Origin of the sequence: Candidatus Nitrospira neomarina (assembly GCF_032051675.1) — a bacterium.
Taxonomy (GTDB): domain Bacteria; phylum Nitrospirota; class Nitrospiria; order Nitrospirales; family UBA8639; genus Nitrospira_E; species Nitrospira_E neomarina.
Genome location: NZ_CP116968.1, coordinates 3,240,840 through 3,262,559 on the forward strand (window position 1 = coordinate 3,240,840; position 21,720 = coordinate 3,262,559).

20 protein-coding genes and 1 other RNA gene are annotated in these 21,720 nt (G+C 49.5%); 15 read left to right on the forward strand and 6 right to left on the reverse strand.

Annotated features, from left to right (window positions below):
* Nucleotides 1–112: 112 nt before the first annotated feature.
* From PQG83_RS13885 to PQG83_RS13895, 3 genes are all read left to right on the forward strand, one after another.
* Complete coding sequence (locus tag PQG83_RS13885; protein ID WP_312742180.1) at nt 113–1,633, forward strand: sensor domain-containing diguanylate cyclase; 1,521 nt, start codon at nt 113–115, stop codon at nt 1,631–1,633.
* Nucleotides 1,634–1,688: 55 nt separating this feature from the next.
* Nucleotides 1,689–2,609: an isoaspartyl peptidase/L-asparaginase family protein gene (locus tag PQG83_RS13890; RefSeq protein WP_312742183.1), complete on the forward strand. Its 921-nt coding sequence runs from the start codon at nt 1,689–1,691 to the stop codon at nt 2,607–2,609.
* A 118-nt stretch (nt 2,610–2,727) separates the two neighbouring features.
* A complete protein-coding gene (locus PQG83_RS13895) occupies nt 2,728–3,171 on the forward strand; it encodes a VOC family protein (protein WP_312742185.1) in 444 nt (147 codons plus the stop codon).
* 39 nt (nt 3,172–3,210) lie between these two features.
* Here the strand turns inward: PQG83_RS13895 and bcp are convergent, their stop codons facing one another.
* Nucleotides 3,211–3,885, reverse strand: coding sequence for a thioredoxin-dependent thiol peroxidase (bcp, locus tag PQG83_RS13900; RefSeq protein ID WP_312742187.1), 675 nt, complete (start codon nt 3,883–3,885; stop codon nt 3,211–3,213).
* A gap of 606 nt (nt 3,886–4,491) precedes the next feature.
* Entirely contained in the window at nt 4,492–4,860 is a 369-nt protein-coding gene (locus PQG83_RS13905; protein WP_312742190.1) for a hypothetical protein, read from the reverse strand.
* A gap of 315 nt (nt 4,861–5,175) precedes the next feature.
* Here PQG83_RS13905 and PQG83_RS13910 point away from each other — a divergent pair, with 315 nt between their 5' ends.
* The 7 genes from PQG83_RS13910 (at nt 5,176) to PQG83_RS13940 (ending at nt 13,233) form a co-directional block, all read left to right on the forward strand.
* Nucleotides 5,176–5,634 carry an RrF2 family transcriptional regulator gene (locus PQG83_RS13910; RefSeq protein ID WP_312742192.1) on the forward strand — a complete coding sequence of 153 codons (459 nt, stop codon included), beginning with the start codon at nt 5,176–5,178 and terminating at the stop codon, nt 5,632–5,634.
* Nucleotides 5,635–5,735: 101 nt separating this feature from the next.
* A complete protein-coding gene (locus PQG83_RS13915) occupies nt 5,736–8,246 on the forward strand; it encodes a ferredoxin-like domain-containing protein (protein WP_312742193.1) in 2,511 nt (836 codons plus the stop codon).
* Nucleotides 8,247–8,252: 6 nt separating this feature from the next.
* Nucleotides 8,253–8,969: a phosphoadenylyl-sulfate reductase gene (locus PQG83_RS13920; protein ID WP_312742195.1), complete on the forward strand. Its 717-nt coding sequence runs from the start codon at nt 8,253–8,255 to the stop codon at nt 8,967–8,969.
* Nucleotides 8,970–9,048: 79 nt separating this feature from the next.
* Complete coding sequence (locus PQG83_RS13925; protein WP_312742197.1) at nt 9,049–9,462, forward strand: DsrE/DsrF/DrsH-like family protein; 414 nt, start codon at nt 9,049–9,051, stop codon at nt 9,460–9,462.
* A 14-nt stretch (nt 9,463–9,476) separates the two neighbouring features.
* Nucleotides 9,477–10,565, forward strand: coding sequence for an anthranilate phosphoribosyltransferase (locus tag PQG83_RS13930; RefSeq protein WP_312742200.1), 1,089 nt, complete (start codon nt 9,477–9,479; stop codon nt 10,563–10,565).
* Nucleotides 10,562–11,362 carry a sulfate adenylyltransferase subunit CysD gene (gene cysD, locus PQG83_RS13935; RefSeq protein WP_312742203.1) on the forward strand — a complete coding sequence of 267 codons (801 nt, stop codon included), beginning with the start codon at nt 10,562–10,564 and terminating at the stop codon, nt 11,360–11,362. Before PQG83_RS13930 ends, cysD begins: the two co-directional genes overlap by 4 nt.
* 2 nt (nt 11,363–11,364) lie before the next feature.
* The gene (locus PQG83_RS13940; protein ID WP_312742205.1) at nt 11,365–13,233 is read left to right on the forward strand and encodes a GTP-binding protein; all 1,869 of its coding nucleotides are present in this window, start codon (nt 11,365–11,367) and stop codon (nt 13,231–13,233) included.
* A 190-nt stretch (nt 13,234–13,423) separates the two neighbouring features.
* On the opposite strand, the gene sugE is transcribed toward PQG83_RS13940, so the two are convergent.
* Nucleotides 13,424–13,744: a quaternary ammonium compound efflux SMR transporter SugE gene (sugE, locus tag PQG83_RS13945; RefSeq protein WP_312742208.1), complete on the reverse strand. Its 321-nt coding sequence runs from the start codon at nt 13,742–13,744 to the stop codon at nt 13,424–13,426.
* A 335-nt stretch (nt 13,745–14,079) separates the two neighbouring features.
* On the opposite strand from sugE, the gene ssrA reads away from it, so the two are divergent.
* The 3 genes from ssrA (at nt 14,080) to PQG83_RS13960 (ending at nt 15,869) form a co-directional block, all read left to right on the forward strand.
* Nucleotides 14,080–14,430: a transfer-messenger RNA gene (gene ssrA / locus PQG83_RS13950) on the forward strand.
* Between the two features lie 310 nt (nt 14,431–14,740).
* Nucleotides 14,741–14,887 (forward strand): hypothetical protein, encoded by a 147-nt coding sequence (locus tag PQG83_RS13955; RefSeq protein ID WP_312742211.1) that lies wholly within the window; start codon nt 14,741–14,743, stop codon nt 14,885–14,887.
* Between the two features lie 766 nt (nt 14,888–15,653).
* On the forward strand, nt 15,654–15,869 hold the full coding sequence (locus tag PQG83_RS13960) for a hypothetical protein (protein ID WP_312742213.1): 216 nt from the start codon (nt 15,654–15,656) through the stop codon (nt 15,867–15,869).
* A 120-nt stretch (nt 15,870–15,989) separates the two neighbouring features.
* Here the strand turns inward: PQG83_RS13960 and PQG83_RS13965 are convergent, their stop codons facing one another.
* Entirely contained in the window at nt 15,990–16,709 is a 720-nt protein-coding gene (locus PQG83_RS13965; RefSeq protein ID WP_312742216.1) for an SDR family NAD(P)-dependent oxidoreductase, read from the reverse strand.
* 426 nt (nt 16,710–17,135) lie between these two features.
* Between PQG83_RS13965 and PQG83_RS13970 the strand changes: the two genes are divergently transcribed.
* Together PQG83_RS13970 and sthA are read left to right on the forward strand one after the other, a co-directional pair.
* The gene (locus PQG83_RS13970; RefSeq protein WP_312742219.1) at nt 17,136–18,011 is read left to right on the forward strand and encodes an HDOD domain-containing protein; all 876 of its coding nucleotides are present in this window, start codon (nt 17,136–17,138) and stop codon (nt 18,009–18,011) included.
* On the forward strand, nt 18,008–19,402 hold the full coding sequence (gene sthA / locus PQG83_RS13975) for a Si-specific NAD(P)(+) transhydrogenase (protein WP_312742222.1): 1,395 nt from the start codon (nt 18,008–18,010) through the stop codon (nt 19,400–19,402). The genes PQG83_RS13970 and sthA overlap by 4 nt, the downstream gene beginning before the upstream one ends.
* A 162-nt stretch (nt 19,403–19,564) precedes the next feature.
* Here the strand turns inward: sthA and PQG83_RS13980 are convergent, their stop codons facing one another.
* Both PQG83_RS13980 and PQG83_RS13985 read right to left on the reverse strand, forming a co-directional pair.
* Entirely contained in the window at nt 19,565–20,137 is a 573-nt protein-coding gene (locus tag PQG83_RS13980; RefSeq protein ID WP_312742226.1) for an acyloxyacyl hydrolase, read from the reverse strand.
* A 453-nt stretch (nt 20,138–20,590) separates the two neighbouring features.
* Nucleotides 20,591–21,151 carry a hypothetical protein gene (locus PQG83_RS13985; RefSeq protein ID WP_312742228.1) on the reverse strand — a complete coding sequence of 187 codons (561 nt, stop codon included), beginning with the start codon at nt 21,149–21,151 and terminating at the stop codon, nt 20,591–20,593.
* Nucleotides 21,152–21,720: the final 569 nt, after the last annotated feature.

The following is a 21,720-nucleotide window of genomic DNA, read 5'->3' on the forward strand; positions in this document are numbered from 1 at the left end:
AACATCCCCGGATATATCCTCGTGTTCATGGATCCCGGTATGAGGATTTGTAGATCTTCGGGTGCACAGTCTTTCGAGACACTCGCGAGGGTCTTCTGACCAAGAGTGCAGTATGACACCAGAACTTGAAAAGAAATTACAATCCTGCCCAAGTCTTCCAAGCCCGACAAACGTCGCCATCCAAATCATCAACTTAGCCAATGAACCGGAAATCGACCTCTACAGTTTCATCAGAATTCTCAATTGTGACCCGGCACTGGCTAGTAAAATCCTACGAATCGCCAATTCTCCTTTATACCCATATTGCAAGAAAGTTGAAAGTCTTCAACAAGCAGTGTTGGTCCTTGGTCTCAACGCGACAATTTCTCTGGCCCTGTCCTTTTCATTAATGAAATCCCTACAAACCAGTCGGGGAACCGGCTTGGACTATGGGTTGTATTGGAAACGTGCACTTTTGGCAGGAACGGCTAGCCGTGTCCTTGGAACGGCCTGTGGGTTGGCTGAAATTGAAGAGTTATATCTTTCGAGTCTGATGCAAGATTTGGGAATGCTCGCCCTCGATCAGGTGTTTCCTGACCTCTACAATCCCCCTGAACTTGATCAAACATCCCATGCCCGTATCATCTCCCATGAATCCCAGATCCTCGGAGTCAATCATGCTGCCGTGGGGAGTTGGCTCTTGACGCAGTGGAATTTTCCGGATCGGCTCCGATTGGCCGTGGCTGGAAGCGATGACCCCTCTCGCATTCCACAAGGAGATGAACGCGCAAAATTTGTTTATTGTGTGTCGCTGTCAGGGAAAATTGCAGAAATCTTTTTACGCGACTCTCACGGCACCTACCTTCAAGCGGTCAGAGAGGATGCCCATACTTCGCTGAATCTCTCCTCAGCAGGGCTTATGGAAGTATTGGAAGCCACACAAGGACTTCTTCCGGAAACAGAGAAAATATTCCGGACCGACTTAGAAACATGGACCGAACCTCAAGTCATTTTGGAGAAAGCCAGGGAAGCACTTGTTCTCAGAAGCCTTCAAACTCTCAAGGAAGTTCAGGAGCTTCAACAGAATAATGCCGCCATGGAAGCCAAGTTCCACAATTTGGAAGAAATCCACCGTCACGACCCCCTCACCGGGGCATTGGCAAGAGCCTCCCTGGATAAATATTTAGAAGCCTCTTTTAAACAAGCTCTCGCCAACAAAGAATGTTTGACGCTGGTATTTGGAGACTTAGATAAATTTAAATCCGTCAATGATACCTATGGTCACCAGGCAGGGGATATGGTTCTTCAATCTACCGCCCATCTCCTACGATCGAACCTTCGCACGACCGATTCGGTCGGACGCTACGGAGGAGAAGAGTTCGTGCTCATTCTGCCCAAAGCCTCATCAACCACCGCCATCATGGTGTGCGAGAGAATTCTCTCAGCGTTTCGGAACACCACTCATGAAATAGCCGAAGATAAACGCATCAACGTTACCATTTCCCTTGGAATCGCAACCCACACGCCGGATCAACCCTATCCGACAATCACCGATTTACTCCATGATGCAGATGAAGCCGTCTATTATTCCAAAATTCATGGTGGCAACAGACACACCTCCTATGACAAAATACAAACTGAACAATCAGTTTGATTGAATCGAGATAAAGCACGACTCGCCACCGAGATTGTGTAAATACCTTCGCCCTTTGCCTACGTCAGCACTCATCCCGACTCCAAAAGTCCTCATCCACGGGGGCGCAGGCTCCCGACAACCAACCCACAGCCAGTCAGTTTGTCTGACAGAGGCACTCGTGAAGGGATATGAATGCCTCAAGACAGGACATTCACCACTCGATGCGGTAGAAAGCATGATCCGCTACCTGGAACAATCGGGACAGTTTAATGCCGGGAGAGGGTCGCTTCGACAACTCGACGGAATCCAACGGATGGACGCGTCAATCATGGAAGGCCAAACCTTATCGGCCGGTGCCGTCGCAGGACTGAAAGGATACCTTCATCCAATCTGCGCCGCGCGACGGGTCATGACCGACACAGACCATGTATTGATAGTCGGCCCACATGCCAATCGATTGGCTCGGCATTTTGGTCTAGCCCGATTGGTCCATCGGAAGAATTCGACTCACCTGAGGAACAAACGAAGTTCACGAAACACGATTAACCCTAAATCCCAGGCGCTTTACCGTCAGTTAGGAATGTATGACACAGTCGGTGCGGTCGCTCTGGACCGTGCCGGCCATCTGGCCGCAGGGGCCTCAACAGGGGGAGTTGCGGTCATGTTACCTGGCCGTGTTGGAGATACCCCCCTAATCGGCGCGGGAGTGTATGCCGATGATACCGCCGGTGCCATTTCCATGACGGGATTAGGAGAATCCATCATACGAGCCGGCATGGCCAAACATCTAGCTATCCTGCTCGGGCTGGGCTGGACACCTGCAAGAGCGGCCAACTATGCACTCAAGGCACTCGTCAGCCGAATACAGGGGGAGGCAGGATGCCTCATCCTTGATCGCACTGGAAGGTTTGCGATTCGGCATACCACCCCCTGGATGAGCGCCGGGTATTGGAACGGCCGTGGTAAGCCTATAGTCAAAAATCGCTTTTCCTGAAAGGGTGTTTAATGCCAATTTTTTATTGAAACGCTCTGCCTTCCTCCTCTATTGAAAAATAGCAACACATTTTCATTGATCATCCGAAACATGCGATAATTCTGAAGGAGTCTATAATATGTCCTCTTCCCCTTTTCATCTCTCCATTCCGGTTAAGGATATCGAATCCACAAAAACATTTTATGGTGAAGGCCTTGGATGCAGTTTGGGCCGCCAGTCTTCCGTCGCCATCACATTAAATTTCCACGGCCACCAAATTGTCGCCCATGTGACCGAGGACCTTGGCCCCCAACAAACAAGTATCTACCCCCGACATTTCGGGCTGATCTGCAGGACGGAAGAGGAGTGGAATGAACTCCGGAATCGGGCCCAAACGAATAGCCTCATATTTTTTCGTGAACCCCGTCGACGATTTCCTGATACTCCTCTCGAACACTTGACGTTTTTCCTGGAGGACCCATCGCATAATTTGCTTGAATTCAAATATTACTTCAATCCGAATGCCATTTTCGGGGAAGAGACTTTTTCCCAAATTGGCGACGTCCATGAACGGAATGGGTAGGAAGTTTTCCCTCACCTGTCATCATTTTTCAGAGCCACACTATCTGAGGGCTTGAAGCACTTCAGTAAAATGCCCGTTCACTTTGACCTTAGGGAATACGTTCCTTATGGTCCCATCTTCATTGATCACTACCGTCGTACGTTCAATCCCCATATATTTCCGGCCATACATTGACTTTTCTTTCCAAACCCCATAGGCCTGAATCATGGCCTTAGACTCATCGCTTAACAAGGGAAAATTGAGTTGAAATTTATTAGAAAACTTCCGGTGAGAGGAGACCGAATCCGCACTCACGCCGAACACGACCGCCCCGCTCTTTCTCAATTCCTGAATACCATCCCGAAACGAACAGGCTTCTGTCGTACATCCGGGCGTGTCATCTTTCGGGTAGAAATATACCACCACTTTTTTTCCTCGAAGATCAGATGAATTCACAATGCGTCCAGCATCATCAGGAAGGGAAAAAGCAGGAGCAGGATCCCCAACCTGCAACTCAGACGTCGCCGCTATGCGTGGACTCTGTTGAGCCGGTTTCTTCGTTTTAGGGGTAGATGCCGCTTTGATTTTTGTTGAGGGATTTCGAGATCCTGAAACCAGCCCCTGACTCTTTGATGAGGAACGCTTGGGTGCTGCCTTCTTTTTTGCAACAACCTTTGGCTTTGATTGTACCGGCCCCTTCTTTTTAGTCTGGGCTTTTTTCACTTTGGATGCCATGGGATTCTCCTCTGATGACAAGTGGGTATACGTGCCGCGATACCTTTTTTTGCTGAATGGAACTATTCTGACTTAATGCAGGAGATTCTCCTCATCTCCCTGGTAATGAGGGACCATTGTACAATGAATAAGAGGTTTCAATCTTCCCTTTTTTTCAGGGAAGCGAGCCACATGGCCCCCATCCTTGCGAAGGAACGGATCGCGTATAGGGTTGATGCCCTCAAATCCTTTGAGCAGACTATCATTTGTACCGCTACCTCAATGGATCTCATCTGACGGTTAATTCTAATGAGCAACGCCAGAAAACATTCTGAGTGGCCTAACCAACCAGGCATTTCCCATCCGGCTCACACCTTAATGCCCAAACGAAATTTCTGACTTGGGATTTCAACCCTATGGATATTCCTATTTATCCTTCACCGGCCTATATCGAGGATTGGCAAAGTGAAGGAATCCCCCACTTCTTGGTCAAAGGCTCCTCATACCAGGAATGAAAATGCTGACTGGGGGTTATCAACTCGACTCAGGAAGGAACCAACGCAAGATCGAGGTTTTAAGACATCTCTCCACAGTTGGAGGATTTGAGTTGAAAGGCATTTCCCGAACTTAGCCGATAGGCTTTTCAGCTCGGAAGGATGAAGAAGTCAAGGAAGTGTATTCACGAAGGCGCAATTCCAATGTTTTTATTTCTTCGTCTTTCTGTTTGAGATCCATAACCAGAAGATTATTCTGCACTTCGGTATTCTGCAGCTCATCTTGCAAACTTTGTATTGCCGGATGTACCTGATCCAATTTTTCTTTTGTATCTTGTAGTTCCCGTCCGAGTCTTTCCCTCGTTTCCTGTAGATCACAAGCAATGGACTTTTTCGCTTTCTCCATAGTCAATAAGTCGTTCTCCAACATATTCAGCCGATCCTCAAGCATCATCTTCTCTTCCCGGATAGACTGAACGAGGTTATGAACTTCTTCAAGCAAATCAGCAAGGTCCTTCATTTCATTGATCCTCACAGCTCTCAAACATTGCAACCGGTGACTTTAATTGGGCTTTCCCCACTCATGGTATCGGCCTATTTTCCCCCAATATTTAGTAGCCATACGATTATTGTTCAGTTTTTTTGTTTGAAACAATTGCTCTCTGCAGATGAATCCCTCCAGGAGGCAATGTTTCAGGCACCCATTGTTACCCGACATCTCCTTTTTGAGAAAAAGTACGACTCATATTTCTTGACAAATGTTTTCTGCAAATTTTATATTGCACATTATTCCTATCGTTTTAGTATGAATTAAATCATGAACAAGTTTCCGATCAAAGTCACGTATGGGATTATGGCCACAATCGAGCTAGCAAAGCAGGACAGGTCCATTCCGCTTCAAGCCAAAATCATCGCCCAACGACAGAGGATACCCTCTCGATTTATTGAGCAGATCCTTCAGCACTTGAAACAGGCCGGGATCATTAGGAGCCTTCGAGGAGCACAAGGAGGGTATACCCTCGCACAACACCCCAGTCAGATTTCCCTGGCGGATTTAGTCAATTCAATGAATGGTTGGGCGACAGAACCACTGCTGCAACATGGGCACACCAACGGTCATTCGGAAAGCCGACAGGTTCCGAATGTCTTACTTTCAAATATTTGGCAACAGGTTCAAGAGGCGGAGCAGGCAGTTCTGCGTGGCATTTCCTTACAAAAATTGGTCGAACAGTATCAAACGCTCGAAACCCAGCGCTGCCTGATGTATCATATTTAGCTTTGGCAAAGGATAGACAATTCCAGGGTCGAACAGAAAATAGGGCATTTTTAAGGCAACCCTAGAAATTTACCCCTCTATACGGGATTTGGAGAATTACCATGAACACCTCACCGGTCACCACCCGCCCTCCTGTTCAAACGGTTCCGATACCCCAGGAGATTCTTGAAGAAATAGAAACTTTCGAAGATGAGGTCAATCGCCTGCAATCAGGTGACACTCCAGCCGACGTGTTCAAACCGTTTCGACTCCAATACGGCATTTATGGTCAGCGCCAGGCGGACGTCCAAATGGTCCGGATCAAGATTCCCTTTGGTGGTCTGAACGCCAACCAACTACGACAAGTAGCAGACATTGCGGATACCTTTGCGACCGGCGTGGGACATGTCACGACGCGGCAGGATATTCAACTGCACTTTGTTCCCCTCCGCCACGTTGGCACCATCATGCGAAAACTGGCCGAAGTTGAACTCACCACTCGAGAAGCCTGCGCCAATACCGTCCGGAATGTCACAGCCTGTGCGTTGGCAGGGGTATGCCCCGGGGAAGTTTTTGACGTGACACCCTATGCGAAAACCGTGGCTTATCATTTATTACGGAATCCTCTCAACCAAAGTCTCCCTCGCAAGTTCAAGATTGCATTTTCCGGCTGTAAGCAGGATTGTGCCCTCACCCCCATCCACGATGTCGGGCTTCTGGCTGCTCGCAATCCCGAAGGGGTTCCGGGATTCAAAATGGTCGTTGGAGGCGGCTTGGGGTCCACTCCCCGCCTCGCCAAAGTACTTCATGAGTTCGTTCCCATGGAAGAATTGATTCCCGCCATCGAAGCCATGCTCAAGGTGTTTGATAATTTAGGCAATCGAAAAAATCGAAGCAAAGCCCGGATGAAATTTGTCATTGACAAATTAGGGTTTGATGAATTTTCTCAACGATGGAAAGAGACCTACGATGCCATGTTGCAATCCGGCGCCACCAAACTTGGATTGAAAACGACCCCATATCCCGATGATCCTCCCTTGGTGATGCCGACGAAATCCGGGAACGGCACCTCCACCCAAGGCAATGGGAACAGGCATCCTCATGGCTCATCACAACATGAAGATCCCTCATCTCAAGAGGCGTTCGATCATTGGTGTGCAACCAATGTAATTACGCAACGCCAGTCGAGCTACAGAACAGCGGTGGTGAGACTCCCCTCCGGTGATATCACGTCTGAGCAAATGTTTGGACTGGCCGATCTCGCCGAACGGTATGCCAATGGAAACCTACGTACCACCATCAATCAGAACATCATGGTGCGATGGCTTCCCGAACTGCGTCTCCGGCACTTCTATGACGAACTAGTCGCTCATGGATTGGGGGACCCTGGAGCTGAAGGCGTAGCAGATATCGTCTCCTGCCCAGGGACCGACACCTGCGGACTGGGAATCACCTCTTCCAAGGGACTGGCACGAGCGCTGGCAGAAGTGTTCCCTGCGGGAAAAATCGCAGGTGACCTGGAAGGGGTGAACGTGAAAATCAGTGGCTGCCACAATTCCTGTGCTCAACATCATATCGCCACAATCGGATTGCATGGAGTCGGTAAACGCATTGGAGACCATGTGGCGCCAGTGTATGAATTGCACCTTGGGGGACGGGTCAACGGCACGGCCAAAATTGCCCAACTTATTGTGAAGGTCCCTGCGAAAAACGTTCCCGCTGCCGTCCAGCATCTGCTCGATCTCTACCGCCGGGATAGAAAAGATGGAGAGTCCCTCCTGGCGTTCATTGACCGCACTGGGAAACTTCGACTAAAAGATGAACTGATCCCCTACACCATTCTTCCCACATATCAAGAGGACCCACAATTCTATGTTGACTGGGAAGGCGATGAGGAATTTTCGGTTGAAGACCTCGGACCCGGCGAATGCGCCGGCGGCGCATTGGAGATGATCGACAATCGGATTCTTGAAGCAGAACAGGAACTGTATCAAGCACGCCTGTTGGCTGAAAAACACCAATACGCGTTTGCCATTAACAAAGCCTATCGAGCCGTAGTGGCAGGAGCAAAAGCCATCCTTGTCACAGAAGGGATTGATCCGAATACGGATGCCGACACCTTAGCGGAATTTGACAAGTTGATTGTGGCCAAAGGGCTCATGCCGGCGGAATACCATAATCTAGCCATGACCGTGGGCGATCTGGGGAACAAAGACGCCTCGGCTGACCTGACACAAGGGAAAATCGCCTTTACCAAAGGTTTCGTGGATCTCTGCCGGACCGTTTCGGATCAAATCGGCCAGGACCTCAAGTTGGCTCCGGCTGAACCGGGACAAAAATCCACTGAATCAACCAGGACGGTACCCACGTCACCTGACAAGGCATCATCTCCATCAGGCGTGCCCGTCTATGACCTGCGGGGCGTGGCCTGTCCCATGAATTACGTGAAAACCAAGTTAAAATTAGAAATGATGGATCACGGTGAACAGTTGGAAGTATGGTTGGACGGCGGCGATCCGATTCGCAACGTCCCAGTGAGTCTTCGAAACGATGGGCACAATGTGCTCAAACAGGAGCCCATAGATCCCGAAGAACAGCATTTTCGAGTGGTAGTGGAGAAAGTGGAACTGTAAAACACCATGGCTCTTTTCCTCAGTACCAAACCAACTCCAGAGGAACTCATCGCGGTCAATCGATCCATGGAGGGCCAAACTCCTCGGAAGATTGTCGAGACCGCGATTGCGGAATATGGGGGAACGATCATTCTGGCCTGTAGTTTTGGGGCCGAGGATGTTGTCCTGGCCGATATGATGTTTCGCTCAAATCCGGGCAGCACACTCTTTTATTTGGATACCGATTTTTTATTTCCTGAAACCCATGCTGTTCGGGATCGGATGATTCAACACTATCAGATAAAGGATGATCAGATCATCCAGGTCAAATCAACGCTCAGTCCCTCCGAGCAAGCCACAAAGTTTGGGGAAGCCTTGTGGCTTCGGGACCCCAACCAATGTTGCACACTCCGAAAGGTTGAGCCTCTCACATGCATCCTGTCAAAGTATGCGGCGTGGATGACCGGTATTCGGCGTGATCAATCACCCACTCGTGCCAATGCCGCTATTGTCGAGTGGGATACGAAGTTTGGCCTTGTGAAATTTAACCCCTTAGCCGCCTGGTCATGGGAACAGGTCTGGGAATACATTCGCACAAATGCCGTTCCCTATAATGCATTGCATGATCAACACTATCCCAGCATTGGATGTACCCATTGCACGGCACCTGTCAGGCCGGGAGAAGACCCACGCTCCGGACGATGGAAAAGTTCGGAAAAAACCGAATGTGGGCTTCATCGATGATAATCCAGCCACATGACCATGCCGTCATTCATGACTTCACATTCATTTTTCTCAATCAAGTAGCTATTGGAGACCGCCAGTGAAGAAAATTGCCGTCATTATTACCAGAGGGGGATGGAACAATCTTTTCCAAGCCTGTGAGTGGATCGCCCTGGCAGCGGCCAGTGGCATCGAGGTGAGTGGCTATTTCCGTGACGAAGCCGCCGGTCGAATGACCAAAACCAAGATCAAAGAACTGACCATGTCCCCGGAGTTTAAAGGGCGAGAAGGCTTTATTCGTGAACTCTTGAAAAAAGAAGATAAAGCGGACCTCTCGAAACTCATGCAAACCTCCAAAGAAAAAGGAAACGTCAAATTTTCGGTGTGTACGGATTCTCTAAAATATTTTGGGGTGAAAGTCGAAGAGCTCATTCCGGAATTAGATGAAGTGCAAACCGCTCAGGCCTTCTGGAAAGAAGCTGTTCTTCCCGCTGACCAGGTTTTGACCTTTTAACCCGGAATCATGGCATGGATCATCTGATTGCAAAAATTGGAAAAGGGCTGAAGGGGGCCAAGGATTTGACCTGGGACGAGGCCAAGCTGGCTCTGAACGCCATCATTGAAGGGCAGGCCACTGACGTTCAGGTGGGAGCGTTTTTGATGGCCATGCGGATCAAAACCGAATCCATCAGCGAACTCGCCGCGTTCACCACCACGGTCCGCAGGTGGGCGCCACCGATTCCACTCCCGCATGCCGAAAACATTGTGGACCTTCCTCTCTATGGAGAAAAACACAACACCATCCATGTGGTCATCGCCTCAAGTCTTGTTGCGGCTGCAGCCGGCGCAGGTCTCTTCATGCATGGCGTAGAAAACCCCGGCCTCCCATACGATCTCCCGCAAGTCCTTCGTCACTTACAGCTTCCTATCGCCAATACTGCGGCTGAAGCAATTGAACATGGGACTCAATCGCCATGGGTGTACATGGATTTAGCAGGATATCATGCACCGTTAACCAAATTACTGGACCTGCGTCAGGCATTCGGGTTGCAGAATCTGTCCCATCAGGTGTCCAGACTACTGAACCCGGCCAGGGTCGGCTCACAAGTCATCGGAATTTCCCATCCTCCATACCTGGATAAAATGGTGGAAGCTTTGGATATGCTGGGCGCGAAGCGGGCATTGATTATTCAAGGAGTCGAAGGATTTCCCGAACTGTCCCTCTCCGCCCCTTCCTTGGCGCGCGAATTACGAAGCGGGCATATTTCATCATTAGCCTTTCGTCCCGATGATGCCGGATTCCGATCCGGACCATTTCAAGCCATGAGTTCGACCATCAATGGGCCGGGATCCGGGAACCCCCAACATGAAGCTCAATTGATAATGCAATTACTCGTCGATCGCCAGAAAGGCGACCGACGGAACTGGGTGATCATGAATGCAGCCTTACTGATGTATGCCGCAGGGTTGGCTTCCTCTCTCGCGCAAGCCACACCGCTTGCCCAGGATACACTGGATTCCGGAAAAGCCGGAGCGTTCTTTACCGCCTTGACCCAGGGACGCCCTCCCCAGTCCAAATTCGTTGTCCCACCAGCACCGGCGGAGGTGCCTGCATGAACCATATTCGCCAGTTAGAAGATCAAAGCGTCTATATCCTGCGTGAGGCCTACAAAAACTTTGACAACCTGGCCATGCTGTGGTCCATGGGCAAAGATTCTACGGTGTTGTTGTGGCTAGCCAGAAAAGCATTTTTTGGCCATGTTCCCTTTCCGTTACTCCATGTCGACACCAGCTATAAAATTCCTGAAATGATTGAATATCGGGATCGCCTCGCACGCGAATGGCGATTAAATCTGATCGTGGGCCAAAATAAAAAAGCCCTGGCCGAAGGGATGAACCACACGAAGGGACGAGTGGAATGTTGCACCGCCTTAAAAACCCTAGGATTAAAACAATTGCTGGAAGAAAAAGGCTACACCGGGGTCATTTTGGGTGTGCGATCGGACGAGGATAGTACCAGGGCGAAGGAGCGGTATTTTTCCCCACGGGACAAAAACAATGAATGGGATTTTCGCGATCAGCCCCCCGAACTTTGGGATCAATATAAACTATCGTTTCCTCCAGGCACCCATATCCGGATCCATCCCCTTTTGGATTGGACAGAGATCAATATTTGGGAGTACATCAAATTAGAAAATATTCCCTTTCTGGATAATCTCTACCTGGATCAAGGCACCGGCAAACGCTATCGCAGTCTGGGATGCGCCCCATGCACGACACCCATTGATTCCACCTCGAAAAATGTGGATGAGGTCATCATTGAATTACGCAACACCAAGGTGGCGGAGCGGGCAGGACGCGCACAGGACGAAGGACGGGGGATGGAACAATTACGCAAAGATGGATACATGTGAAGATGACGGTCACACCAGCCATAGGCCAATCTCCCGACACTCCCCAGGACAAGTCCATCCGGGAGAGAATGAATATTGTAATTGTGGGTCACGTCGACCACGGCAAATCCACGCTATTGGGGCGTCTGTATGCCGACACCGGAACCTTACCAACCGGCAAGATCGAAAAAATCCAGGCCATTTGCAAACAACAAGGCAAAGAATTCGAATACGCCTTTCTTTTTGATGCGTTTTTAGAAGAGCAACAACAGGGGATCACCATCGACACGGCCCGTACCTTTTTCTCCTGGGGCGGGCGACAATACATCATTATCGACGCACCGGGACATAAGGAATTCTTGAAAAACATGGTGTCAGGTGCCGCTCGTGCCGAAGCGGCGCTCCTGGTCATTGATGCCCTGGAAGGCGTGCGCGACCAATCAAAACGCCATGGGCTGTTGCTCTCCATGTTAGGCGTCAAACAAGTGACCGTGGTGGTCAATAAAATGGATCTGGTCAATTATCGGGAAGACACCTTTCACGCCATTGAAAAAGAATACCGGGAATTTCTCACCCAATTGAACGTCATTCCCCAATATGTCATTCCCGCGAGCGCCAAACAGGGCATCAACATCATCAAATCAAGCCCGGAAACTCCATGGTACACCGGACCATCCGTCTTGGATTCCCTGGCGCATTTCCATCTGGAATCCAAACGTGCGGAACAAACGCTTCGTCTTCCCATTCAGGACGTGTATAAATTTGACGCCCGCAGGATTTTAGTTGGCCGGATCACGGCGGGGAAACTCAAGATTGGTGACCGGCTGGTCTTTTCCCCTTCCAACAAGTCAGCCAATATCCAAACGATTGAAGCCTTCAATCTCGATCCACCGCCCACTCAAGCCGAAGCCGGCCAATCCGTCGGCATCACCCTGGACGAACAAATTTTTGTGGAACGAGGGGAAATTGCGACACACGATGATGCCAGGCCGTTGGTCTCTACCCGCATTCGTGCCAACTTGTTCTGGTTAGGAGGGCGTCCCTTAGAAACCCGCCGGCCCTATGTCTTACGACTGGCAACCAGAGAAGTTCCCTGCGAAGTGGCCACCATTCATCGCATTGTGGACGCCACCAATTTAGACGACCGACAGACGCAAACCACCGTGAAACGGAATGAAGTGGCCGATATCACGCTTCGGACTAAATCTCCGATTGCCTTTGATCTCTATGCCCAGTTCGAGACAACCGGCCGCTTCGTCCTGGTGGACGAATACGATGTGGCAGGAGGGGGAATCATCACGGAACTGGTCCAGGATGACCAGGAAGATTTTCGAACGGAGGCACGAGAACGGGATTCCGCATGGGTCAAAGGAGATGTGGGAGCAGAAGACCGGGCTCAACACTATGGACATCGAGCGGCTGTGGTCTTACTCACCGGCCCAGATACCACCGCGAAAGGATTTCTGGCTCGAAAACTGGAAACCGTCTTAGTCGCGGAAGGCCGGCATGCCTACCTTCTCGCGCCGGAAAATCTACAACGGGGACTTGATGCGGATCTCGTTGACACGAAACCGGATGAAATCATCCGACGGTTTGGTGAAGTCGTGCGGTTGCTGACCGATACAGGCTCCCTGGTGATTTCCACAACCAATGCACTCCATGAACCGACCAAACACATCGTGCAAACCGTCCAAACGTTGGTGAACCCGATCCCGGTCATCACCATCCATATGGCCAAAGATTTACAAGGACCTCAACCCGATACCGATCTGATTTTTGCAGGGCCGGAAAATTTCGACGACTGTACTCACCAAATCATTGCTTTGCTCAAATCCAGGGGGATTCTGGCTGAACCGTCCGAGGGCCGTGCCGACTTTCAGTACTCCATTTAAGCACTCCTCCCACCCTAGGCTTACCCCCGTTTCCAGCCTTACTGCCGGCAAATGGGTAAACATAGGCCCTTTCTTCAGATGTGGGCTCTTTGTGAAAACGGGAAATCCACCCTTCACATATTCCTAGCCACCTCCCTTACACCTAAAATCACAGGGCAATAAGAAAAAGAATCCACAAACGCTTTTATGATCAAGAAGGATCAGACAACTTTAACCCCGCAATGCCCACAATAATGAGGGTAATACAGAATAATCTGACCGCATTTTTCGGCTCGTCAAATAACAGAATACCCAAGAGAACCGTGCCCACTGCACCAATACCCGTCCACACCGTGTAAGCGGTTCCCATCGGGATTGCCCGAAAAGCTAACGACAGGCAAATCATACTGACGGCCATGGCCACCACGGTGCCAACACTGGGCCACAACCGGGTAAACCCATCCGTATATTTCAATCCCGTGGCCCAGATGATTTCAAAAATTCCTGCCACCACCAACAATGTCCACGCCATAGGCCTCTACTCCTTCCTCTTCTCTGCTTGTTACATTGACTCTCATCACCCATCCCTAAAACATCATTCTCCACCCATACCCCAGGGTACGAGTACCATCATATCCGAAGGAGATTATCCTAAAAGAAGGAGCCGGGAACACTTAAAAAATTTTAGGACGGAGTTGAAGGTCTTGTCCCCCCTTGGTACACAGTCGGTTGATCTTTCTTCTTTAGTGGCTATCTTATAAAAAGAACAATCTTCCCAAAGATAATGTTTGTGAATTTAAAGGAAGAATCAGTGTATAATGTAAAGAACTCTCTGATTCTCAGGGAGAAAAGGTTGAACGTTAACAAGGGGGTGACTGGCTTCGACGGGAATCAAGAGGTCAACAGAGCGTGTCGAGCTCTCGGAGTCTCGTAAAACCTTCGGGAAAACATTAAGTGCCAACGATAACTTGGCTCTCGCGGCTTAATTGACCGCGACGTCCCTCCTCTCTTTGCCTGCGGGTGAGGAAGGGGCGTCACACTGCAGGCTGGTCCAATGCCGGTGCTCAGCGGCGGCGGACGAGAACATTCTGGGCTAGCGGGTGCTCTAAGCCGGTCGGTGGGCGTGGGCAACTGCGAATAACAAATCATCGGCTACACACGTAGGGCTGTTGCGCTGAATGTTCTCGGACAGGGGTTCAATTCCCCTCACCTCCACCAATCGGCCTCTGGATCATAGGATCCAGAGGCCATTTTTTTGGAAACCATATCAAATCCCGCATGCACTCATTGGGGCATTGATGACCAAACATAAAAGTTCTCATCACACTATCAGGCTGCCTGCAAAGACATGGCCGTTTAGTCTGAATTCATTCATCGGACCTAAACATCCTCACGGGACATCTCAACAGAACCGCAGGCTAAAACCATCCCTTGCGAGACATTCACTCAAAACGACTGAACGAACCATGAACTTCCATTACAACCCAATCGATTTTCTGGGTATTATGCCCTTGGCATGATCCAACGGATGACCATACTTTCCACACTTACTGCGGCCATCCAGCGCAGCAGAGTGGTCGTGTTGTCCGGCCCACGCCAGTCCGTCAAGACCACCTTGGCGCGAGAATCCCTCAGCGAAGATTTTAATCGGGCAATTGGATGGCCAACCGGTTGATTCACCATTTCATGAAAACCATAAGGCAACCGAACAACAAGTGGGTCGCATTAAAAAATCCATGAATTAGGTTGTGGTGAGGGACCTACTTTTGGCCATCATAGAAATATTGGTGAGGTGAATGGTCAAATTCAAAGATAAAGGCAAAAAAGTTAGGCACAAATAACTTTTGATTAGCTTTTTTTCACCTTTCTTACTTCTCTTACTTCATCTTTGTTCATCGCCCTTATCCTTGTGCCGTGACCTTCAGGCTCGGCATTCCACGGCTCTAATCTCCCTCGCCTTGGCCACCCGGTTAGATCATCTGAAATCTTCTCTTTTTTGTGATCCGCTCGATCGACCTGCGTACCATTTCTTGCACATTTTTCGCCTGTTCCAAGTGCTTAGATAGTAAAAATGGATGGAGTGAAAACCATACTCGATGGAGGGCAACCCATACAGTGGGGAGGCATGAGAATTCAAAAGAGTTCCTCTAATTATAATGTTACGCAAGTTATTGTATTTTAATAGTTTTCTACGAATTTTCTTACTTTTTTCTGGATGCAATTTTCGTTTTGGTGAAATTATTAGAAATTCTTCATAAATTCACCAGGCTGAACAGTTACATTTCATCAATAAAAACAATATGTTATGCGATTGAGTTTTACATAATTCAGGGGAATGATTTTTGCTCATTTACGCGGTCCTGTGCGTAGTTAGAGTTATTCTCCCAAGATGATTTTAGGGAGAGCGTGGTTAACCTTTATTAATTTTGGAGGGCTGAATCATGGTTAAATTATTCACTGCTTTACTGACCTTACTTGTTGCCTTGTCCTTTGGCGGAATGACCTTCGCCGGGTCCTTGGCTGACAATTCGTCCATTCAAAACACCTTTCCCTTGGGCGCAGATGGGGATAAGGATGACCATGGCGATAAAGGTGACGACAAGAAGATGGACGACAAAAAAGACGATGAAAAGGATGGAGAAAAAGGCGAGAAGTAGTTTTTTGCCTGGTCTACATAATTTTTCTTTTAGTCTGATTGAAGAACGACCTTCCAGGGCTTATCCCGGAAGGTCGTTTTTTTATGGGACATGTTTTCTCAACTCAAACTCAGCCGTTCTTTACCAATCAGCCCCTAACCGATCCAGCACAACCTGATGCACAACCGTATGGTATCCCAATGTCGCCAAAAATATGGCGGTTTCGGCTACATCATAGGGACTGATTTTTTCACTGTTGAGGATTTCTTCTTGTGTCGCATCCACTAATTCATCTGCCACACCACCCGGGCAGATCGCACTCACCTTGATATGAAAAGCCCGTCCTTCATCGGCCAGCGACTTGGTCAATGCCATGATGCCATGCTTTGAAGCACTGTAGGTGCCTGTTCCTGCCCAGGCCTGAACGCCGGCGACACTGGAGATGTTGATGATAAGCCCGCCTCCCTGCTTTTTCATGTGTTGGAACCCGGCTCGACAACAGAAAAAGGTCCCCCGCAAATTGGTACCCACTACCTCATCAAACACTGTTGTGGATGTGTCAGCCACCCGTCCTCCTCCAACCACGCCGGCATTATTGACAAGAATATCGAGGCGCCCAAAGCGCCTAATGGTCTCCTGCATGAGCGCCTCGACTTGTTCTTCCTGCGAAATATCCGTTTGTTGAGCATGGGCGGTTCCCCCATTCTCTTTTATTTGAGCCACAGTCTTTTGACATAAATCGGATCGTCTGGCGGCCACCACCACCGTTGCTCCCTCTTCTCCGAATCGAAGGGCAATGGCTTTCCCGATCCCGCTGCTGCTTCCCGTGACCACCGCGATTTTCCCTTCTAACCGTTTCATAGCTATCTCCTTTTTAGGCCTCTCCTCAACATACTGTTTCAGCCTCCTTGCCAGACCGGACCCTTCGGTTGACTGTAGACCACTCCATCAGTCCAGGCCAACCGTGATAAACCATACCCGGTTAGGATGAGATCTCATTCAGGTCTCGACAGCCATACGGAAACCTCCTTGAGAGAATGCCCTTCATTTCAGAGAAGTCTTTTAACTGAAAGACTTAGTCGCTACCCCACCATTAGCGGACAGTGATGAGAGAGGGCTCCTTCGCCCAACAAAGAAGGCCGTCATTCCTGTCGCACATTGGCCGGATCCCGACAGGTTGAGCTGGAGACTTTCTTCAGCCGGTTCCTTTTTTCATTGTTCAACCCCGATACCCGCCTTAACTAGAGAATTCTCAAGGTTGTTTCTCGAAAACCGACAAGTTGAGACATGGCTCACTCTACGATCACGCCATTTGCACAAGAAGAGAGGGAAACCCTCCGATCCTTCCTCGCCGGTCAATTGGAACGAGGAAACCTGGATCTTCCCCTTTTGCCCGTAGTGGCCAATCGAGTTCTTCTGCTTTCAAGCGATCCGGATGCGGACGCCTCAAAGCTGTCCTCATTGATTCAACAGGACCAGGCCCTTGCGGGCCAAATCCTCCGCATTGCCAATTCCCCTGCCTATGCGACTCGCACCCCGATCGTCTCGCTGCAACAAGCCATTACATGGTTAGGGTTGACGATGTTGGCCGGGTTAGCATTTTCGGTGTCGGTTCAAAGTGGCGTATTTCAAACGACCGGCTATGAGAAAGAAGTACGGAACCTCTGGCGGCACGCCTTAGCGACAGGACTTTTCGGAAAGGAAATCGCCAGACGAATCCGTCATAATGTGGAAAACGCCTTTTTGTGCGGGCTCCTGCATACCATCGGAAAACCTGCCATTCTTCATCTGCTCTCCCAATCCCCGGACAAATCAGCGGAACCGGTTTCCTGGACCACCGTCGAATCCCTCTTCGAAGAGTTCCACGTCATGGCAGGCTCTAAATTGGCCGCCGTCTGGCAACTGCCCGATCCAGTTCAGGAAACGATCCGTTATTACCAGGACGACCACTACCACCAAGGCGTTTCCCCGACAAAAGGGGCTATGATCACCTGCCTTGCTCATCATCTGGCCTCTGTCATGCTTGGGGATTCAACCCATGACGAACATACCCTGGTCACACTTTCCGTCGTACAGGATCTGAATTTTTACCCTGAAGACATCACGGCCCTTCTGGAATTGCGGGAAACCCTCAAGGCAAGCGTGGAGTGTTTTTTGCCATGACGTCACCTACCCTATTTGATCTTATTGTGATCGGAAGCGGCCCGGCAGGACAAAAGGCTGCTATTCAAGGCGCCAAAGCAGGAAAGCAGGTGGCCCTCATCGAGCAAACCCGAGAGGTGGGAGGGGCTTGCGTCTATCAGGGCACCATTCCCAGCAAAACATTACGGGAAAGCGCCCTTCAAATGGTGCGATTTCTCCAGGCAACTGAGGTCTTTGAATTCCGCATGCGCGACGATGTCAAAATCACCAACCTGATGACCCGATTGGACCGGGTCGTGCGCGCGCATGGGAAATTTATGAAGGACCAACTCACCCGAAATGGTATCCACTGCTTTCATGGTCGCGCTGCCTTTGTGTCCGCCCATGAAATGCGAATCCAAAAAATTGACGGCACGGCCTCCCTCGTCACGGCTCCGATTATCATCATTGCCACCGGCTCGCGCCCGCGCGTCCCTGACAATATTCCCATCGACCATGAACATATTCTGGATAGCGACTCCATTCTCTCCATGGTGTATTTACCGAAATCTCTGACCGTGTTAGGCGGTGGCGTCATCGCAAGTGAATACGCCTCAATTTTTGCCTTGCTGGGAGTGCAGGTCACCATGGTGGATACAGCGGATCGCCCGCTCAAATTTTTGGATCAAGAACTCACCGATGAATTTTGTGAAGCGTTTGAGAAAACCGGAGGGCACTATCGGGGTGGACAAAAAATCGACACAGTCCTGTGGGACGGATGTTCCAAGGTAACCACCATTTTAGAAAACGGTGAAACGCTGGAAAGTGAAAAAGTGCTGGTAGCTCTTGGACGAGTGTCCAATCTGGAACATTTACACTTACAAGCCATCGGCATACATCCAACCACTCGGGGGCTCATTCCGGTCAATACCCACTGCCAAACTACAATTTCCCATATCTATGCCGTCGGTGACGTCATTGGCCCTCCGTCGCTGGCATCCTGTTCCATGGAACAGGGCCGACGTGCCGTTTGTCATGCCCTAAGCCTCAACCCCGGCGGCGCTCCGGAGCATATTCCCATGGGAATTTATACGATCCCTGAAATGTCGAGTATAGGATTAAACGAGCAGGAAGCTACAGCCAAGTATGGCGGTTCGACAGTGGGAAGAGCGCGGTTTCATGAAATTGCACGAGGACAAATCTCCGGCATGACCAATGGATTGCTCAAAATGGTCGCTGACCCAAAAGGCCAGCAACTGTTAGGCGTTCATATTGTCGGGGAAGGAGCAACCGAACTGATTCATATTGGCCAAATGGGATTGCTTCACCATATGCCTATCGACCGATTCATTGACAACATTTTCAATTTCCCGACTCTCGCCGAAACCTACCGGGTCGCCGCACTCGATATCGCCAAACAACGCCAGCGGTAAACAGCTGGCTTTTTGTATTCGGATTTTATTTTTCCAGTGTAGAAGCCGTCATCATGGAAATGATGAATTATTCGGCCATTAAAAGAAAAACAAGATGAAGCGGGAAGACCTTAACCGCGGGAGCGCTACCACGCATGATGGCAAAAATCCTCTCAAATACCCTCAGAACCGATAGCTGAGCTCGTACAAGTGCAGATCCACTCCCCGATTATTAGACCCGTAGAGTGCCGCATCAGAAATATGATGAAATCGCCATCCCAGTGATATATTCCAGGGAAGGTGATAGGTAATACCAGCATGGGCCACAATTTGAACCGGTCCTCCGATATCCTGCCGACCATATTTTTCCCTACTTAAATATGCCCCACCACCGCCGATGTCGAAGGTAAGTCTCCAATCTGTCTGCGTAAAGGCCAGCCCGGGACTGACCTCTCCGATGAACCCGGCATCTCCGGCAGCCCTCAACATCCCTGCGGCAACATTAAGCCTAAAACGAATATCCCACCCGGAAGAAAATTCCCAACTCCAAGGTGTACCAATAACCGCAAATACGTCGTATTGCTGAAAATCTTCCTTTTCAGACGGCGGAATGCCTAACGTGTCGGAATTTAATCCTCCCCGTATCCCAACTGAGAGCAATTCAGTCTCTTTTGTGTGGGCCAAGCCCGAAAGGATTACCGTGAGCCATACTGTCATCACAAGAACACGGGTTATCGTCGCTTGGACTTTGGACACAATTTTGCTTCTCTCCACGGTTGGTCCTTTTTTTGAGTGGTGACAACAGCTAATAACACCATCACTAGACAGTAATCTGCATGACCCCTGACTTGAGTACTGCATAGTCTCTTCCTTCACATTTCGCCACTTGAGGCCATAGTCACGGCTTTTCAGGGTCTTTCCACCCGTGAAATTTCTCTCTGCTCGTAGCCGAAGTCTGGGAGAAAAAAATTACAAGAGGGGATTAAAAAAAGAAGGCCAAGGGTGCGATGAGAGGGTCAACACTGCAGAAAATATATCATATTCTCATGGGTTTGTCGTCCCTTTGAATTTTAAAGGAGGCCGTATGACGCTCAACGAATTTTTCGAATCATTGGAGGCCGTCCATCAGAAATTTGAAAGTGGCTGCCTTTTCCGGTTTCCTCATAAAAACCTACCAGGTCTTCTTCACTCTGACAAAACTTTTGTTGGTTAGCCAATACCAGGGGCTAGATCTTCATCAAGCCGCTCTTTTTGAGACTCGTTATAGGCCTTCTCAGCATCTTCTAACGCCGTAGATTGTTGAATTTCCAGGACCTCTTTGGGAGTGAGATATTTTAATGCCGTGGCTCCAAGCACCTTTTGCTCGGCAGTGCCCTTTAATTGAATATTAATTAAGGCATCTGCCCCCATACGTTGTGCCTTCTTCACAAGGGCAAAATGGAGTTCATCCCAATTGACTTTCGATTTATCAGAAGATTGTTCTACCTCTATCTCATCCAACGTCTCGTAGGGAACAATGGGTTTTTCATCAAGTATATCAACAACTTTATTGAGGTAAGCATGGTCCTCGGTTTGGGGAACATCTTCAGCAACGGGTTCCGGGCGTGGAAATCGGGCCACCTCCACATCAAAATCTTTCAATCGTAGGGCGGCCAAGGCCGCCTCGTGGGGATTACTGCTTTCTGTTAACCGTTTGAGTTTCTCCACTCGTGCAAGGGCTTCTTGCAGACTCATTCTGGCCCCAGGTTTTCGCAGAGCATTCACCGGCATTGCACAACTCCATGATCGTGTGGCATAGACCTTCCGACGCTCATTTCAAGAAGAAAGGAAATTACTCATTAGGGTAGCTTTAAGTCCTGAATGACGACGAGAATGCCCAATAGCAGACGGACCTAAGCTTTTGGAGTGTTTTTCTACCTGTCTAGGATTCAGGTTGTCAAATGATCATTTGGCAAGAAAAGAACGACTCCATACGCTGTTCACTCCCCTAGGGCCTTCCCTCCCTAAGGCTGGCCATCCAATCACGGCGAGAAAATTATGAGGCGCTGGTCTGAAGCCACCGAAGAGCTTGATGGACCTCGATTGATCAGCAAACAGCTTCTTCTGAATACAATAGAAATTGGCGTTTTATTTGCCTAGAGAAACCATTGTGGATTGAGCATCGGTCCCCTGAAAGCCTTTAAGGGGCTCAATTTACAATGATGCTGTAAACCGGATCAGCCCAAATAACCACTCCCCCTAAACAGATACCCCATGTTGCACATTGGCTTATTCCAACTTCTGGAATTGTGCACAGAAGTTGGTGATGTCTATAATTAGTGGCTTGACTGGGGATAGGG